The sequence below is a fragment of the Mangrovibacter plantisponsor genome (genome assembly GCF_003182475.1).
Lineage (GTDB): Bacteria > Pseudomonadota > Gammaproteobacteria > Enterobacterales > Enterobacteriaceae > Mangrovibacter > Mangrovibacter plantisponsor.
In genome coordinates this window covers 19,147-35,973 of the sequence record NZ_QGTS01000024.1, presented here as the reverse complement: position 1 = coordinate 35,973, position 16,827 = coordinate 19,147, and the positions used below count along the sequence as shown (strand labels likewise).

Here is a 16,827-nt window from a genome sequence, read left to right as displayed (position 1 = left end):
CGTCCGCTACCTGATGATTGCCAGATTATTGCCTTTATTGTTTGACCCTATTGTTTGACGCATTACCCGCTGCCCACTGCGAACCGGCAGCAGATAATGTAAGGAAATGAACTACTCTCTCATTCCTGTCCGTTTTATCCCTGATGTACCTTCAGAGCGACACCGATGTCGCTCTTTTTTTTGCCCGTAACACCACCCCAACCAGCACAATGCCTTTTCGCCATCAGGTCAGGTTACCCACAATCGCCAGCTCACACTCATCGGGCACTTCATTATAAGAAAGCACATGCAGACCAGAGGCAAATAACCGTGCGTAACGGGCTATCACCGGGCGTAATTGTGGTGCCACCAGTAACACAGGCGGCAGGCGTTTTGCTTTCATCTGCTCCTGCACCATGGGCAGGGTTTGCTGCAACTGAGACAAAATATTGGGGTCGACCGGGAAACTATCCAGTGCGACGTTGCCCCCCAGCTGTGCCTGGTTCAGGGCATTCAGCAACATGGTTTCCAGTGCATTATCCAGCGTCCATGCGGATAACCCCGGGCGCTCACCGTTAATCTGGCTTATCAGCGCGCGGCGCAACGCATAACGCACATCGGATGTAAGCAACAGCGGGTCTTTTGTCAGAGCGGTGCTTTCCAGCAAGGTGGCGGCAATACTGACAATATCTTTCAGGGAAACCTGCTCAAGTAATAACTGGCGGTACACTCGTAACAGCAACGAATAATTAAGCGCCTGAGCCAGGTCCTCGGCCAGTTTAGGCGCAAGATTCGCAAGGCGTGAATTCAGGTGAGTGATGTCATCGTAATTGAACAGGGCAGGTAAATGCTCACGTGCCAGTTTGTTAACATGGGTAGCGACAACACTTGCGCAATCCACCACCTGGTAGCCCAACTGCAGCGCCTGCGCTTTCTGCTCCTGGGTAATCCACACCACTGCCATGCCATAAGCCGGGTCAGTATCCAGCACACCATCAATCTCGCCATACAGGTCCGCGCCGGGTATCGCCATCAACTTATCCGCGTGTACCTCACCTGTCCCGGCATGCACCCCATTGATGTACACCGCATATTGCGCTGGCTTCAGGCGAAAGTTTTCCCGAATGCGAATCTCTGGCAGCAACACCCCGCTCTGTTCAGAGACCACCTGGCGCACACCACGAATACGCTGGCTCAGTGGGCTGGTACCACTGGAATCAATCAACGAAACCAGCTTATACCCCAGGTTCAGGCCTATGGGTTCAACCACCGGAATTGTTTCCCAACTCACATCTGGTGCGGTATCGGGTGCCAGTGCAGATTGCACTTCAGCCATATCTGCTTCGCTGTCCGCTGGCGTGATACGCCGCCCCTGCCGCCAGGCGGCAAATAACAACAGGGCGGTAAAACTCAGAAACGCGATGTGCGGCATACCCGGCACCACTGCCAGGATAAACATGACAAACGCCGCGGTGTAGAGCACCTTCGGGTTGGCCAGCAACTGGCTTTTCACCTCGTGGCTGACATCATTCCCTTCACTGACCCGGGTGACAATAATGGCGGCAGAAGTCGCCAGCAGTAACGAAGGAATCTGTGCAACCAGCCCGTCACCAATGGTCAGCAGCACATACTGGCGAAACGCCATGGAAGCACTGAGGTCGTGCTGAAAAATCCCGATGCTCACCCCACCAATGACGTTGATGACCAGAACCATGATCCCGGCAATGGCATCTCCGCGCACGAATTTGGACGCACCGTCCATTGCGCCGTAGAAATCTGCTTCTTTGCCCACTTCCTGGCGGCGGGTACGTGCCTGTTGCTGGTCAATCAGCCCGGCGTTCAGGTCGGCGTCAATCGCCATCTGTTTACCGGGCAGGGCATCCAGGGTGAAGCGTGCAGAAACTTCAGATATACGTTCGGCCCCTTTGGTCACCACCACAAAGTTGATGATCATCAGGATCATAAATACGACAAAACCGACAACAAAATCGCCGCCGATCACCACCTGGCCAAAGGCTTCAATCACTTTACCAGCAGCCCCTTCACCTTCATGGCCTTTCAGCAAGACCACACGTGTGGAAGCCACGTTCAGCGTCAGGCGCATCAGGGTGGTAATCAGCAGCAGTGTTGGAAATATTGCGAAATCCAGCGGCCGCCGCATATTCACCGACACCAGCAATACCATCACCGCCAGCACAATATTGAAGGTAAACAGGATATCCAGCACCATGGGCGACAAGGGCAGAATGACCATCGCCAGGATACTGAGCAGGAGAACGGGGACCCCGATATGCGCCTGGCGTAACGCCGCCACAACAGGTGTTAACTTACTGCTCGCCATAAGATTGTAATACCTCTTTGGGAAGGGAAATTTGACGGTTGAGATAAGGCTGTGTTGCCTGCCCGGCACGCCAGGCTTTTACCTGCATGACATAAGTCAGCACATGAGCAATAGCCCGGTATAACGTTGCCGGTATTTGTTGGTTTACTTTGGTGGTGTAATACACCGCACGCGCCAGGGGCGGAAACTCAACGATTTCCACCTGGTTTTCTTGCGCCAGCTCGCGAATCACCCGTGCGATGTCATCTGCACCTTTGGCGACAATCCACGGTGCCTGCGCTTTTTCCGGGTCATATTTCAGGGCAACAGCAAAGTGTGTCGGGTTGGTTATCACCACATCGGCCGTGGGTACGGTACGCCGCATTTGGCCCATCGCCATTTGCCGCTGCAACTGGCGAATACGGCCTTTGATTTGCGGGTTGCCATCATTGTTTTTGTGCTCTTCTTTCACTTCCTGTTTGGTCATTTTCATCTTTTTGGTAAACAGGAATTTGCTCAGCGGAATATCCAGTACGGCAAACACCACCATCACGGCGATAAACCACACCAGTACGCTATACAAAATGTCGAACCCCTGGTGAATGCCCTGCAATAAATAGAGGCGTTGCAGGTGCAGCAGGTTGTCCATCTCGCTTAATACCATGGCGTAAATCACGCCCAGAATAATGGCGCATTTCAGGATCATCTTGCCCACGTCAGACAGGTGGCTGGCGGCGAAAATACGTTTTATCCCACTCATTGGGCTGAGTTTTTTAAAATCTGGCTTGAGTTTACTTAATGCCACATTCCACCCGCCCGGTACCAGGCTTGCCGCCATACACACCAGCGGGATGGGTAACAGAGAAAAAATCACCCGCAGCAATACCCAGATATTGACCTGAGCAAACTGTTTTAATGCTGCCGGGTCGTGGGTTTGCCCGGCCAGGCTTTCAATAGCGGCGAAAGATTCCCGTACCAGGTCACGGTACCAGGGCAGGCAGGCACTGATAACAACAAATGACGCCACCAGCCCGGCGGCGGTAGTCATATCCTTTGAGCGGGGAAGGTCCCCTTTTTCACGCGCCTTGCGCAGCTTGCCCGGGGTCGGTTTTTCGCTTTTATCGCCTGAGGAACTGCTCATCAGTACGTCCTTATCGCTTCAAGCTTTGCCAGAATTTCATTGGTGAGGTTGAGGTAATGCTCCGGGATATTGCTCATCATCATGGCAACGCACAGCAGCCCGAATAGCATGCTCACCGGGAAACCCAGCGAAAACAGGTTCAGCGTGGGTGAAACCCGGTTCAGCAGGCCAAAACCCCCCTGCACAATCAGCATCACAAACGTGGTGGGCAGGGCAATCAGTGTGGCAGAGGCCATGATCCAGCCCAGGCTCTCTACCAGCATCATTAGTGTGGGCGTGTTAATCGCCTGGCCTGGAGGCCAGTAAATAAAGCCTTTGAATAAAATGGTGACCACCAGCAGGTGCCCGTCCAGGGAAAAAAACAGCAATGCACAAAAGATGAAAATGACCTGGGAGATAACGGTGGTTGAGCTGCCATTTACCGGGTCGCTCATCATTGCCATCCCCAGTCCCATATTCATTGAAAGGATGTGCCCGGCAGTTTGCAGTGCCACAAAGACCAGTTGCAGCGCCATGCCAAATAACACGCCCCACAGAATTTGTTCCCCCACCAGTAACAGCGTGTGCAGGCTGAAAAAAATCCCTGGTAGCGGGTAAGGTGGCAACATAGGCCCCATCACCGCAGTTAACGCCAGTGCCAGCGCTATTTTGCTGCGCCGGGAAAACGCCTGGTTATCCAGCACCGGGCAGAACTGCAGGAGTGCCAGGATGCGTACAAACGGCAGCACCAGCAGCAACAGGCCGTTCACCAACTGTTGAACCTCAGCACCAGACATCGTCAGCCCACCAGCGCAGCAGCCTGGTGGAAGATTTCCACCGTAAAATCGGCCAGCCGGGTCAGCATCCATTTCCCGGCAACAATCAGAATGGTCAGCGTAACCAGCAGGCGTGGCAGAAAGCTCAGCGTCTGTTCGTTAATCTGCGTCGTGGCCTGGAAGATGCTCACACACAGCCCGACCAGCAGACCAGGAACAATTGCCACCGCGGCAATCAGCAACACCAGTTGAATGCCCGAGGCCATTACATCCCCGGCAATATCCATATTCATTGCGCTACAATCCTTGTACGCTGGCGGTCAGTGTCCCCACCATTAATGTCCAGCCGTCACACAAAACAAACAGCATCAGCTTGAACGGCAGTGAGACAATCAGCGGTGACAGCATCATCATCCCCATCGCCATCAAAATGCTGGCAACAATCAGATCGATCACCAAAAAGGGGATATAAATCATGAAGCCTATCTGGAAGGCGGTTTTGAGTTCGCTCAGCAAAAATGCCGGGGTAACCACCGTCAGATCCTGCTCTGTGGCATCGCCCTGTGCCTGTGCAATGGTCATTATCTGCCCCATCGCTTTTTTATCAGTTTGCGCCAGCATAAACTGGCGTAATGGCGTGGCGGCCCGGGTTAATGCCTGTTGCAACGAGATTTCATCGTTCTGGAAAGGCGTAATCGCTTCCTGATGTACCGTGGTCCATACCGGGCGCATAACCAGTAATGTCAGCGCCAGCGCAATGCCTGTCAGGATCTTATTCGGCGGGCTTTGTTGTAACCCCAGCGCCTGGCGCAGAATGGCCAGCACAATAATGAAACGGGTGAAGCTGGTCATCATCAAAACCATGATGGGCAGCAGGCCCAGCAAGGTCATCATGATCATAATTTCGATATTAACGTGGTAATCCTGGCCCGAGCCGTTATCGCTGGTGCTGAATAAAGTAATATCGCCGCCCGCAGCCAGTGCGGGCAGGGCAAATAACGTGGCGGCCAGCACAGGCAACGCTAAATACCAACGCTTCATGATGCCAGCTCGCCTAAATCGTGGCTGTTAAATTCCACAATACGCAGGCCGTACTTGTCATTAATCACCACTACTTCGGCTTTCCCGAAAGGAATGCCGTTTACTTTGATATCCAGAGGGTCGCCCGCCAGTTTATCCAGCTCAATTACACTGTTGCCATCCACCTCCATCAGGTCTGCCAGGGTGACATCCACTGACGCCACCTCCAGGGTCAGCGTCACCGGGATACGGCTGAACAATGCCATTTTGCGGCGTTGCGCCATGTTATCCGCCACCGGCTCCTGCCCCTGTAAATCAAGGCGCAGGTTGCCTTCAACCCGGTCTTCCATCGGCAACTCACCCAGGTCGATATCACTAAAATCCAGCGGCATTTCCAGTCCGTTTTCTAAATCAGTCATGATGTTTCTCAATCAGGTTGTCGTTAAAATCGCAAAAAAAGAGTTTCCCGCGCTCCTGCGCAATGCTGGCGGTCAGAATTTGCGCCTTATTCACAAACACCGGCACGGGTTCATTAAGCGCAATGGGAATAATGTCTCCCGGGCGGATTTCGGCCAGTTGGGCAACTGTTAGCGTCATGCCCGTTAGTTTGCCGTTCAGCCGCACCGGCATATGTGAAACCAGGTGTTCAAGTGCCGCAGGAGGCCGGGGAACGGCATCCGGAGATTCAGAAACAGAACCGTTGCGCAGGCGCTGTAATAAGCGGTCAACCAGTGTGTTATCCAGCAACAGGCTAAAACACCCTTGCTGGTAACCATCCATTTCCAGTTGAATGCAACCTGCCCACTGGTGAATAATTGCACCATGATCTTGTTCAGGTTGAATATCCACCCCAATGAGTGTGTTATCCAACACCAGTGAAATAATGTCCTGGGCGATTTTATTTTTCAGCCGCTCTTCTGTTTTGGTTACCGGAAGTGCAATGCCTGCCTGTTCATGACCCGGTGATGAACTATTTTGGGTGCCGTCATTCAGCCCGTAGTAATCATTCAAAATGCGTAGTAATAACGGGCGCTCAATATCAAAACCCACATGTCCGTAACCAGTGGAATAAACTTGTGCCGGGCGCTGGCCTTTTCCCGACGAAAAATTAAGTGAAGCCAAAGAGACATTTACACGTAACTTTTTCAGAAAATAGATACTGAGTTTTGCATCCAGAATCTCAAAGTTGTCATTTAACAATGCAGGTAATTTATGCCATGGTTTGCCTAATTTGCTGGCATCGAGGTAAACGAGAGGCTCCACCTCACTCACCTGGTGAATCTTTATTCTTTTGCGAAACATGTCCTTGTTCATTGATACTGTCCTTACAGGCCGTAACCCTTGCATTCCATGTAAAATATGTCCTGGTTTTTTTAACTTCTTGCCGTAAAGTACCGTTTATATCTTTGTTATACATGCAAACAAAATCCAGGCATTAATTAGAACCTTATAAGATCTAAAAAACAATACTAATAAAATTATTATTCGATAAATAATTTGTTTTAATGTTACATGTGTGATGCTGGTTAACTATATGATTTTTAATAATTAATATTTTAATATCCATTAAAAATGAGACATTGGCCGGTTCAATGCTCATACTTAAGAAAATTCAAATTGAAGATTCTCAATAGGAGATCGTGAATGGGAAATATAAATGTAAAAAGAAACAGGTATTCATTAGGTCTCCTGTTTTTTATACAGGAAAAGATGTATTTCTGATTAATATTGTATGAGCGATTTCTTTGCCCGAAAGGCACTAACCTGAAAATGAATGAAGAGCACTTATGCGTACATTACTAAACACTGAAAACATGCAGCCAAATCGTTTTATTGCCAGCGATCCAAATAGTATGGATGCATTTTCTCTTGCGCACCGTGTGGCACAATTTCAGGTTCCGGTATTAATTACTGGTGAAACAGGTGCGGGCAAAGAGTGTATTGCCAAATACATTCATGAACATGCTTTTGATGAGAATGCACCTTATGTCGGGGTCAACTGCGCGGCTATTCCGGAAAACATGCTGGAAGCCATCTTGTTTGGCTATGAAAAAGGCGCATTTACCGGAGCAATCACCCGTGTTGCAGGAAAATTTGAACAGGCCAATGGTGGAACGTTATTACTGGATGAAATTGGTGATATGCCAATGGCTCTGCAAGTGAAATTATTGCGAGTCTTGCAGGAAAATATGGTTGAGCGGTTGGGTGGAAATCAAAAAATCCCACTCGATATTCGTATTATTGCGTCAACCAATAAAGATTTATCAGAAGAAATGGCCTGTGGACGTTTCCGTGAGGATTTGTATTACCGCATTGCTGTGATGCCTATTCATGTAGCCCCCTTACGGGAACGCCCTCAGGATATTTTACCGCTGGCGCGCCATTTTATTCGTAAATATCACCAGTTTCATGGTGCGGATATCCACCTGAGTGGTGATGCCTGCCAGGCCCTGGTGCAACACACCTGGCCGGGTAATGTGCGTGAACTGGAAAATGTTATCCAGCGCGGGCTTATTCTGTGTGATGGTAAAGAAATTCATGCCCGTGATTTTGGCCTGGGCCACACCAGCAAAGAGGCGGCCGGTTCCCATCTGGCACCTGCCGGGGAAACGGATTCGCCGCAACCACCAATACACCGTATGAAGCAACAGGGCCGCCTGGCGGAATACCACTATCTGCTGGAGTTATTGCGCCGCCACGACGGGAATAAATCCCGCACCGCTGCGTTTTTGGGCATTACCCCACGCGCCTTGCGTTACCGCCTGGCCGCCATGCGTGAAGACGGCCTGGATATTGCCGCCACCGCGAATTAATTGCACACAATGAAAGGACTCAGAAATGGCACAACCTATTTCAGGCGTAAGCCTGGCTAACGAGCAACGCGCCCTGGTTCAGGCACTGGCGCACACCGCTGCTGCGGCAAGTGCCGGGATTACCCGTGCGGCACAGCCTGCCACACCGGCGGGCCAGCCCTCTTTTGCCGCACTGATGAATAACGCCGTCAATAGCGTAAATCACCTCCAGCACAGTGCCGCAACCCAACAACATGCCGTGGTGACAGGCCAGAGTGATGACCTGGCCGGCGCCATGGTGGAAAGCCAGAAAGCCAGCATTGCCTTTTCAGCGATGACGCAGGTGCGCAATAAGCTGACCCGGGCGCTGGACGATATCATGAATACACCGTTGTAAGGTGGCTAACGTGTTAAACAAACTCACCACTCGCCTGCGCACACTTGCGCTACCTGGCAACATGAACAAAACACAATGGCTGATGGGCGCTGGTGGTCTGGTGCTCACGGGCGCGATTGTGCTATCTCTCTGGCGTAACGACCAGGGGTATGTGGCGCTCTATGGCAAGGCGGAACACATTCCTGTCGCACAAGTTGTGGAAGTGCTGGGCGCGGAAAATATTGCCTACCGGGTTAACCCGGTATCGGGCGACATTCTGGTCACGGAGAAAACGCTGTCCCGGGCGAGAATGGCGCTGGCTGCCAAAGGGATTTCCGCCACACTGCCCGATGGTTACGAACTGATGGACAAAGAAGAGATGCTTGGCTCCAGCCAGTTTATCCAAAATGTTCGTTACAAGCGCAGCCTGGAAGGGGAGCTGGCACGCAGCGTGATGGCGCTGGATGCCGTGGAACGGGCGCGGGTGCATCTTGGCCTGAGCGATGCCAGCTCATTTGTCCTGAATAACCGCCCCGAAAGCAGTGCCTCCGTGCTGGTACAACTGGCACCAGGCAGGCAACTTGATGACGCGCAAATCGCAGCCATCATTCAGTTAGTCACTGGCAGCGTTCCGGGTATGAAGCCTTCGGAAGTCAGTGTTGTGGACAGCAGCGGTAACCTGCTGTCAGAAGCGTTTGCCGCCAGCCAGGGTAATGCGATGCAAAGCCGTGCCAGCCTGGATGCCGTACAGCGTATTCGCAGCGAAACCACCCACAATATTGCTGTGTTGCTGACCCCGCTGGTGGGTAATGGCAATTTCCGTATCAGTGTCGCGCCGCAGGTCGACTTAAGCCACATCGAAGAGACACAGGAACGGCTGGGCGAACAACCCAAAATCCGGGAAGAAAACCTGAGCGAAGAAAATACCAGCCGGGAGCTGGCGTTGGGTATTCCTGGCTCACTGAGTAACCGCCCGGTTACGCCGCCGGCCGAAGGGAACGCTGCACCGAATACCGCTAACCCGTCGGGCCCTGTCGCCAGCCGCAGTAATGCCCAGCGCAGTTACGCTTTTGACCGCGATATTCGCCATATTCGCCACCCGGGCTGGCGGCTGGAGAAACTGCAGGTTGCTGTTGTTCTTAACCAGGGGGCGGTGGCAACCCAGGCTCTGTCACCTGAACAACTGGCCGATATCACAAAGATGGTGGAACAGGCCGCAGGCCTCAACGCCACCCGGGGTGATGTGCTCAGCCTGAGTGTGCTGGCTTTCAGCGACGCACCTTCTCTGCCAGATTTACCCGCAGAAAAGTGGTGGCAGGACAGAGCTATTCAGTTCTGGGGCCAAAACGCCGGGCTGCTCCTGCTGGCGCTGCTGGTATTACTGTTCGGCCTGCGCCCCCTGGTGCGGCGCTTTACCACGGTGAAAACCCTGGCGCAGCCACTACCCACCGAGCCCTTGCTGGAGGCTCAACCACCATTAACGTTGGCAGAAGGCGGGGAAGATACCCCACCCAAAACGCTGGCAAATGGCCCTTTCCAGCAGGAAGAAAACCTGCCACCGATGAGTTCCGGGTTAGAAACCAAAGTTGAGTTTCTGCAAACCCTCGCCAGCAATGAAACGGACCGCATGGCGGAAGTGATGAAACAATGGATTAGTAGTCATGAACGAAACAGTGAAAAAGAGCAGTAATCCACAACCGGGCAGCCGCACGCCGCTGGAACAGGCAGCAATTCTGTTACTGAGTGTTGGCGAAGAAGCCGCGGCGCAACTGATGCAGAAATTCTCCCGGGAGGAGGTCCTGGTGCTGAGTGAAACCATGGCGCGCCTGCACGGTGTAAAAGTGAATCATGTGCGCCATGCCATTAACCGATTTTTTCAGGATTACAGTGAACAAAGCGGGATTAATGGCGCATCACGCAGCTATTTGCAGGGAATTTTGCAAAAAGCACTGGGCAGCGAAATCGCCAGTAGTGTGATTAACGGGATTTATGGCGAAGCGATTCGCTACCGTATGACGCGCCTGCAATGGGTGGATGTGCCGCAGTTAGTCGCGCTGATTGAGCATGAGCACCTGCAATTACAGGCGGTATTCCTGGCTTTTCTGCCGCCAGATGTTGCCGCCAATGTGCTGGATGCGCTGCCCAAATCCCGGCAGGACGAAATTTTGTGGCGCATTGCCCGGCTGGATGACGTTAACCGCGACGTTATCAATGAACTCGACCGGCTGATTGACCGGGGAGTGGCAGTGATTTCTGAACATGGCTCCCGGGTTGCGGGTGTGCGCCATGCCGCCAATATCATGAACCGCATTCCGGATAACCAGCAAAACCTGCTTGCCCAGTTACGTGAACGTGATGAGCAAATCGTCGATGCATTAAAAGATGAAATGTATGAGTTCTTTATTCTCAGCCGCCAGAGCCCGCAAACCCTGCAACGCATTGTGGACGAGGTGGCACTCGATGCCTGGGCGATAGCCCTTAAAGGTACCGAACCGGTACTGCGCCAGGCCATTTACAGTGTGCTGCCTAAACGCCAGGTCACACAGTTGCAAAGCAGCACCGCCCGCCTAGGCCCGTTGCCGGTGAGCCGTATTGAGCAAGAGCGCAAAGCCATTATGGCAACGGTTCGCGAACTGGCAGAGCAGGGTGAAATCGACATCCAGTTGTTTGCTGAGCGCACCCTGGAATAACCGGAGACAAAGATGGAAAAACAACCCCGTCAGGCGGTAATCAGGCCGCGCCGTTACCAGTTTCCCCCGTTGCGCCCGGCACAACCAGAACACGCACCAACAGATGCCGGCCAGCAGGGTATCACTACCCAGCAGCAGCTTTCCCGGGGCTATAACGATGGCATGAACCAGGGTTTTGCCCGCGGGCTGGAAGAAGGACAGCAGGAAGGTTACCAGGAGGGTGTGCGCCTGGGCTTTGAAGAAGGGATGCGCAAAGGGCTGGCTGAAGGAAAACGCCTCGCCCGGCAACAATTTGACGATACCCTCTCGCCACTGGATAACGCCCACCAGGCTGTTAACCGTTTCCTGGCAGGCTTTGAGCAACAACGCCGTACTGAACTGCTGCAACTGGTGGAAAAAGTCACCCGCCAGGTGATTCGCTGCGAACTGGCACTGCAACCCACGCAATTGCTGGCACTGGTAGAAGAAGCCCTGAGTGGGCTGGCCGGGCCACCGGGCCAAATTCGGGTACAAATGAACCCGGAAGAGTTCACCCGTATACAGGACACCCTGCCTGAGAAAGTCCTGGAATGGGGGCTGTGTGCAGAGGCCACACTTGCTGCTGGCGAATGCCGGGTAATCACCGAGCAGGCAGAAATTGATATTGGTTGCGCGCACCGCCTTGATCACTGCATGGACACACTGAAATCCACATTATTGCCAGAGCAACCCCATGAAACCGAATGATTTTGAACAGGCACTGCGCGCCATTAACACCACTCCGCTGGCCAAAGTTGCCGGGAAACTGGTGCGGGTGCATGGTCCATTACTGGCCTGCACGGGTTGCCAGTTGGCAATTGGCCAGCACTGCCAGGTAGAAGATGCACGCAGCGGGCATATTGCGGCCCAGGTGGTGGGGTTCGACAAGGACATCACCTGGTTAATGCCGCTTTCCCAACCTGAAGGGCTGAGTGCTGGCGCCCGGGTTTTCCCAACCGACAAACAGTACAGCCTGATGATTGGCGACCAATGGCTTGGGCGGGTTATCAATGGTATGGGGGAACCGCTGGACGACAAAGGCAAGCTCCACGGCGAAACCCCGCTTGATGCACAAATTAGCCAGGTTCACCCGCTGAAACGCCGGGCGGTAAATACCACGCTGGATGTCGGGGTACGTGCCATCAACAGCCTGTTGACCATTGGTAAAGGCCAGCGCGTTGGGCTGATGGCCGGGAGCGGTGTGGGAAAAAGTGTACTGATTGGCATGATAACCCGTTTTACTCAGGCCGATGTGGTGGTGGTTGGGCTGATTGGCGAGCGGGGGCGTGAAGTCAAAGAGTTTATTGATGAAGCGTTGCAGGAAGAAGGGCTGGCGAAATCCGTTGTGGTTGCCGCCCCGGCCGGTGAATCGCCCCTGATGCGCATTCAGGCCACGGAATTATGCCACCGCATTGCCACCTGGTTTCGCGACCAGGGAAAAGATGTGCTGTTAATTGTCGATTCCCTGACGCGCTACGCCATGGCTCAGCGGGAAATCGCGCTGTCTTTGGGCGAACCACCGGCAACCAAAGGCTACCCGCCTTCAGCCTTCGCCATGATCCCACGCCTGGTTGAAAGCGCGGGGAACAGCACCAGTGCAGGCACTATGACCGCCATCTATACCGTGCTTGCCGAAGGCGATGACCAGCAGGACCCGATTGTTGACTGCGCCCGCGCGGTGCTCGACGGGCATATTGTATTATCCCGCCAGCTTGCTGAAAGCGGCCACTACCCGGCCATTGATATCGGGCAGTCTATTAGCCGTTGCATGAGCCAGATAACCGTGCGCTCCCATCAGGAAGCTGCCCGGGCATTTAAACAGACCTGGGCTGCCTGGCAACAGGTAAAACCCCTGATTCCCCTTGGCGGCTATGTTGCCGGAGCAGACCCACTGGCAGACAAAGCCGTGAATCTGGCTCCCGCTATCGGGCGTTTTCTGCAGCAGGATGTCAATGATGCGGTGGCGACCCTTCAGGCTATTCATGAACTCAGCACCCTGGTACAGGAAGGTTAATTACCATGACCAACACACTGCATACCCTTGAACAGTTACACCAGTTGCGCCGCCGCCAGTTAGACGAAATGAGCCGCGATTTTTCCCACCACCAACAACAGCAACAACGCCTTAAAACCACGCTGGATACGCTGACCCGCCTGGCAACGGAGTTGCCTGTAACCACATCCCCAGGCCCCGGCCAGCTCTGCAACCAGGTCAATTACCAGCGCACATTGCAACGGGTTATCGACGGGCAAACCCAGGCCCATGCTCTGGCGCAGGCAGAAACCCGCCGCCTGCAAGGGGAACTATTACTGGCGCGCAAAAAGCACCAGGGGCTGGAAAGCTTGCTGGGCCAACACCGGGAGCAACAACAGGAAACACTGCGCCGTAAAGAACAACAGGTGACAGATGCACTGGCCGCACAATGTCTGCGCTACCGAATAATGGAGTAATCACCACCCCGGCTGGTGGTACCTGCCTGCTCCATCGCTAACTACATTCAGGCAATAACTCTGCCTGCATTGTGCCCAACACCCTGTAACCCGCCTTCAGCGGTGCTGGTAGAGCCAGTTTTCCGGCTCGCTGGCATTGAGAATGCTTTGCACAATGTCGTATTGCATATTCAGCAAGGTGCCATTGTACTGGTTCGCCGTTTGCGCTTCTCTGGCCTGTGCTTCTACTTGCTGCCACAGGGCACCAACGCTCTCCTGCCAGGCGGCAGGCAAATGGCGAATCAGGCGCTGCACCCCCTGGTTATTGGTGCTCACGCCCAGAGCGCTTAATAACTGATGGCGTGTGCTCCCGGTACTGCTCAACTTGTGGTACAGGCCAAAAATTTGCTGGTTGATGGTCTCCAGTTCTTCACTGTTACGTGCCAGGATTGCCTGCCGCTGGCGAAGTAACAGGGCATTCAGGCCACGCCAGGCTTTATAATCCTGGCCGAGGTCGTGCATGAACTGCTGCAGGTACTGCCGGGCCGGGCTGTTCATTTGCCCCCCTGGTGAAACTGGCGCATTGCCTGGCTGAGTGCATCCAGGTCGATACTGAACTCACCCTGCGCAATCGCCGCCTTCATTTCTTCAACCCGCGCCAAATCGACATCGGGCATGGCTTTCAGTGCCGCCAGCGCCCCTTCCGGAACTGGTTCATTTGCGGCAGATAGCGGCACGATAGCCGCAATACTCTCTTCATTACCTGCCACTTTTGCAGGCAGGCTTTCTGTCATCTGGCGGGTGACAAGCGGTTGTGAGCCGGTAATTTTCATCATTTTTGTCCTGTCATAACAAGCCATCACAAATCAGGCTCGGGCGGAAAAACAGTTTCCACTGTGGTAAACGAGGAAAACGGCCAGTTCGTACAGAAACTTAAATATTCGCTACGGATTATTCCTCCGTTGCTTCAACCACTTTTACCAGCCCGGCGCTCACTACCTGCGCCAGCACAATACGGTCGCTGGACAGATTTTTGACACGAATCATGCCACCGGCACGCCCGTTCTGGAGTGCTTCCCCCTGGGTGCGGGCTTCAATTCCCTGTTGACTGGCGACCAGTGTCACCTGTTGCCCACGGGAAATAACCTGCGGTTTATCGACATGTTGCAGCGAAACAACCTGGCCTTCCCGCAACCGGCGCTTTACTGAAAAACCGGTAATTTTCTCGATGTTCGTCTCATATCCCCCACGAATCGCCACAATATTCTGCTTTTTCATTACCAGATCCTGCGCGGTCAGCAAATGCTCCCGGGGCAAGCCGTGGCGGGCAGTGACCACAGGCAGGAGGATCTCGGGTTTGACGGTGACAGTGGTTTGCCAGCTTAGCGCGCCAGTGCAGCGCACATTCACTTTCATCCGGCTGAAATCCTGAGCAGACAGGCCGCTTAATTGTGCCTCTGGCGTGGTGGCGCAGCGTGGGTAATTCGCTACATCCTGCGCAACAAAGAGCGCAATGCGTAACTGCCAGTCTTGCCATTGCTGGCGTTTTGCTTGCTGGTGTACAGCCTGGTTTACCGCCTGGCGGGCAACGGTTTCAACCTGGAGGCGAGCGGAAGAGGGGTTATTTGCCGCAACCACCTGGCATGCGGAAAAGGCCCATAGAACGGCGGCGCTGACGGGGAAAAGAAACTTCCCATTAAAGGCAGAAGGTAAATGCAACTTACTGAAATACATAATATTAAATTCCTGGCACGATGATTGCTATTAAGAGTTTGAGGAAGCAACCAACCAGAAATAAACAAGGACGTACTCAGTGAGTATTCATTTTGACAAAGCGTTAGGCATTCACCCCGAAGCCCTGGCTTTGCGTGTAACCCGGGCAGAAGTGCTTTCTGCCAACCTGGCGAATGTCGATACGCCGGGTTACCAGGCTAAAGATATTGATTTTGCCGCGCAGATGCAACGCGCAAATTCACCAGGATTACGCCACACCACGCCAGAAACCCTGTACCGCGTGCCTTACCAGCCTGCGGCAGATGGCAATACCGTGGCTCTGGATGTCGAACAGGCTGAATTTGCCAAAAACGCCCAGGCGTTTCATATGAGCCTGACCTTCCTGAACATGAAATTCGCTGGCCTGAAAAAGGCTATTGAAGAACGTTAACCCGCAAGGTAACCCTGAAAATGGCATTTGAAGCAATTTACCAAATATCCAGTTCAGCTATGACGGCCCAAACCGTGCGGCTGAACACGATTGCCAGTAACCTGGCCAATGCAGAAACCCCGGCGGCAGCTGAAGATAGCACCTATAAAGCGCGACGCCCGGTGTTTGCCTCTGTCTACCACACGGCGCAAAACCCGCACCACAGCGCACTGCAAAGCGCCCGGGTACAGGTGCTGGATGTCGTGGAAACCAGTGGTGCGCTCCAGCGTTACCAGCCCGGGCACCCGCTGGCAGATAACAGCGGTTATGTCTGGTACCCCGAAATCAATGTGGTGGAAGAAATGGCCGACATGCTGTCCGCTTCGCGGAACTTTGAAACCCATGTCGAAGTGCTGAACAACGTCAAAAGCATGCAACAAAGCCTGCTGCGCCTGGGTGAGGCAAGCTGATGAACATCAACCAGACCAGCGCCACCGCACACACCACCAGTAACAATGTGGTGAGCAACAGCACCGCGTCATCCATGAATACCATGTTTATGCAATTACTGGTGGCGCAAATCCAAAACCAGGACCCGCTCAACCCCACGGACGGCACCGAATATGTCAGCCAGCTGGCACAACTTACCCAGGTGCAGTCCATGGAAGTGATGTCGCAGTTAATGGCCAACAACACCGTGTTAATGGATAACCTCCAGACCCTGAGCACCGGCAATCTGGTAGGGCAACCGGTGATGGTTAACACCGACCGCTTTCACTGCGATGGCGAAACCAGCGTCAATGGCCGCCTGACACTGGAGCACCCGGCAAGCGTGGTGACAGTAATCGTCAAAGAGAGCAATGGCACTGAGCACAAGATTGAACTCGGCAGCCAGGGCGCAGGCCAGGTGGATTTCACCATCGACCCGGAAGAGCTGGGCATTGAAGCCGGTGATGTCACGCTGAGTGTGGTGACAGACACCGGCGAAACCACCGCACCCATTGAAATAGGCGGTGTCGTCACTAACGTGCGCATACCACTCGATGGTAGCGCGACGCTGCTGAACATTGCCGGGCTGGGCGAAGTGGCTTACCACAACATTACCCAGTTTGGCGCATCCACCCCACCACGCGCGGCATGACGCTGCCCGTTAATACAGGACG

20 protein-coding genes are annotated in these 16,827 nt (G+C 53.6%); 10 read left to right on the top strand and 10 right to left on the bottom strand.

The genetic code is table 11. The features are described 5' to 3' along the window. Positions 1-223 precede the first annotated feature (223 nt). Genes DES37_RS24240 through DES37_RS24210 form a run of 7 tightly spaced genes read right to left on the bottom strand, consistent with a single transcriptional unit; the run spans position 224 to position 6,529 of the window. The gene (locus DES37_RS24240) at positions 224-2,320 is read right to left on the bottom strand and encodes a flagellar biosynthesis protein FlhA (RefSeq protein ID WP_110028166.1); all 2,097 of its coding nucleotides are present in this window, start codon (positions 2,318-2,320) and stop codon (positions 224-226) included. Continuing rightward, positions 2,307-3,440, bottom strand: a complete 1,134-nt coding sequence (gene flhB, locus DES37_RS24235; RefSeq protein WP_110028165.1) for a flagellar biosynthesis protein FlhB — start codon at positions 3,438-3,440, stop codon at positions 2,307-2,309. The genes DES37_RS24240 and flhB overlap by 14 nt, the downstream gene beginning before the upstream one ends. Next, positions 3,440-4,216, bottom strand: a complete 777-nt coding sequence (locus DES37_RS24230; RefSeq protein WP_110028164.1) for a flagellar biosynthetic protein FliR — start codon at positions 4,214-4,216, stop codon at positions 3,440-3,442. The genes flhB and DES37_RS24230 overlap by 1 nt, the downstream gene beginning before the upstream one ends. 2 nt (positions 4,217-4,218) lie before the next feature. Then, on the bottom strand, positions 4,219-4,488 hold the full coding sequence (gene fliQ, locus DES37_RS24225; RefSeq protein WP_110028163.1) for a flagellar biosynthesis protein FliQ: 270 nt from the start codon (positions 4,486-4,488) through the stop codon (positions 4,219-4,221). Positions 4,489-4,492: 4 nt separating this feature from the next. Then, positions 4,493-5,236, bottom strand: coding sequence for a flagellar type III secretion system pore protein FliP (gene fliP, locus DES37_RS24220; protein ID WP_110028162.1), 744 nt, complete (start codon positions 5,234-5,236; stop codon positions 4,493-4,495). Further along, positions 5,233-5,634, bottom strand: coding sequence for a flagellar motor switch protein FliN (gene fliN, locus DES37_RS24215; protein WP_110028161.1), 402 nt, complete (start codon positions 5,632-5,634; stop codon positions 5,233-5,235). The genes fliP and fliN overlap by 4 nt, the downstream gene beginning before the upstream one ends. After that, a complete protein-coding gene (locus DES37_RS24210; RefSeq protein ID WP_170123815.1) occupies positions 5,627-6,529 on the bottom strand; it encodes a FliM/FliN family flagellar motor switch protein in 903 nt (300 codons plus the stop codon). The genes fliN and DES37_RS24210 overlap by 8 nt, the downstream gene beginning before the upstream one ends. A gap of 473 nt (positions 6,530-7,002) precedes the next feature. On the opposite strand from DES37_RS24210, the gene DES37_RS24205 reads away from it, so the two are divergent. From DES37_RS24205 to fliJ, 7 genes are all read left to right on the top strand, one after another. Beyond that, positions 7,003-8,028 (top strand): sigma-54 interaction domain-containing protein, encoded by a 1,026-nt coding sequence (locus DES37_RS24205; protein ID WP_110028159.1) that lies wholly within the window; start codon positions 7,003-7,005, stop codon positions 8,026-8,028. A gap of 25 nt (positions 8,029-8,053) precedes the next feature. Then, positions 8,054-8,404 carry a flagellar hook-basal body complex protein FliE gene (fliE, locus tag DES37_RS24200; RefSeq protein ID WP_110028158.1) on the top strand — a complete coding sequence of 117 codons (351 nt, stop codon included), beginning with the start codon at positions 8,054-8,056 and terminating at the stop codon, positions 8,402-8,404. A gap of 61 nt (positions 8,405-8,465) precedes the next feature. Then, a complete protein-coding gene (fliF, locus tag DES37_RS24195; protein ID WP_425451740.1) occupies positions 8,466-10,073 on the top strand; it encodes a flagellar basal-body MS-ring/collar protein FliF in 1,608 nt (535 codons plus the stop codon). Continuing rightward, a complete protein-coding gene (locus DES37_RS24190; protein ID WP_110028156.1) occupies positions 10,045-11,073 on the top strand; it encodes a FliG C-terminal domain-containing protein in 1,029 nt (342 codons plus the stop codon). The genes fliF and DES37_RS24190 overlap by 29 nt, the downstream gene beginning before the upstream one ends. Positions 11,074-11,085: 12 nt before the next feature. Continuing rightward, a complete protein-coding gene (gene fliH, locus DES37_RS24185; RefSeq protein WP_110028155.1) occupies positions 11,086-11,799 on the top strand; it encodes a flagellar assembly protein FliH in 714 nt (237 codons plus the stop codon). Beyond that, positions 11,786-13,105: a flagellar protein export ATPase FliI gene (fliI, locus tag DES37_RS24180; protein WP_110028154.1), complete on the top strand. Its 1,320-nt coding sequence runs from the start codon at positions 11,786-11,788 to the stop codon at positions 13,103-13,105. The genes fliH and fliI overlap by 14 nt, the downstream gene beginning before the upstream one ends. A gap of 5 nt (positions 13,106-13,110) precedes the next feature. Next, positions 13,111-13,542 carry a flagellar export protein FliJ gene (fliJ, locus tag DES37_RS24175; protein WP_110028153.1) on the top strand — a complete coding sequence of 144 codons (432 nt, stop codon included), beginning with the start codon at positions 13,111-13,113 and terminating at the stop codon, positions 13,540-13,542. Positions 13,543-13,638: 96 nt separating this feature from the next. On the opposite strand, the gene flgN is transcribed toward fliJ, so the two are convergent. The 3 genes from flgN to flgA form a co-directional block, all read right to left on the bottom strand. After that, positions 13,639-14,079, bottom strand: a complete 441-nt coding sequence (flgN, locus tag DES37_RS24170) for a flagellar protein FlgN (RefSeq protein ID WP_110028152.1) — start codon at positions 14,077-14,079, stop codon at positions 13,639-13,641. After that, the gene (gene flgM, locus DES37_RS24165; protein WP_170123814.1) at positions 14,076-14,357 is read right to left on the bottom strand and encodes a flagellar biosynthesis anti-sigma factor FlgM; all 282 of its coding nucleotides are present in this window, start codon (positions 14,355-14,357) and stop codon (positions 14,076-14,078) included. The genes flgN and flgM overlap by 4 nt, the downstream gene beginning before the upstream one ends. Positions 14,358-14,472: 115 nt before the next feature. After that, positions 14,473-15,255: a flagellar basal body P-ring formation chaperone FlgA gene (gene flgA, locus DES37_RS24160; protein WP_110028150.1), complete on the bottom strand. Its 783-nt coding sequence runs from the start codon at positions 15,253-15,255 to the stop codon at positions 14,473-14,475. Positions 15,256-15,334: 79 nt separating this feature from the next. Here flgA and flgB point away from each other — a divergent pair, with 79 nt between their 5' ends. From flgB to flgD, 3 genes are read left to right on the top strand one after another with little or no spacing between them, the layout of a single operon-like run. Beyond that, entirely contained in the window at positions 15,335-15,685 is a 351-nt protein-coding gene (flgB, locus tag DES37_RS24155) for a flagellar basal body rod protein FlgB (protein ID WP_064597380.1), read from the top strand. 20 nt (positions 15,686-15,705) lie between these two features. Beyond that, positions 15,706-16,134 (top strand): flagellar basal body rod protein FlgC, encoded by a 429-nt coding sequence (gene flgC / locus DES37_RS24150; RefSeq protein WP_110028149.1) that lies wholly within the window; start codon positions 15,706-15,708, stop codon positions 16,132-16,134. Then, complete coding sequence (gene flgD / locus DES37_RS24145; RefSeq protein WP_110028148.1) at positions 16,134-16,805, top strand: flagellar hook assembly protein FlgD; 672 nt, start codon at positions 16,134-16,136, stop codon at positions 16,803-16,805. The genes flgC and flgD overlap by 1 nt, the downstream gene beginning before the upstream one ends. The last annotated feature ends 22 nt before the right edge of the window (positions 16,806-16,827 follow it).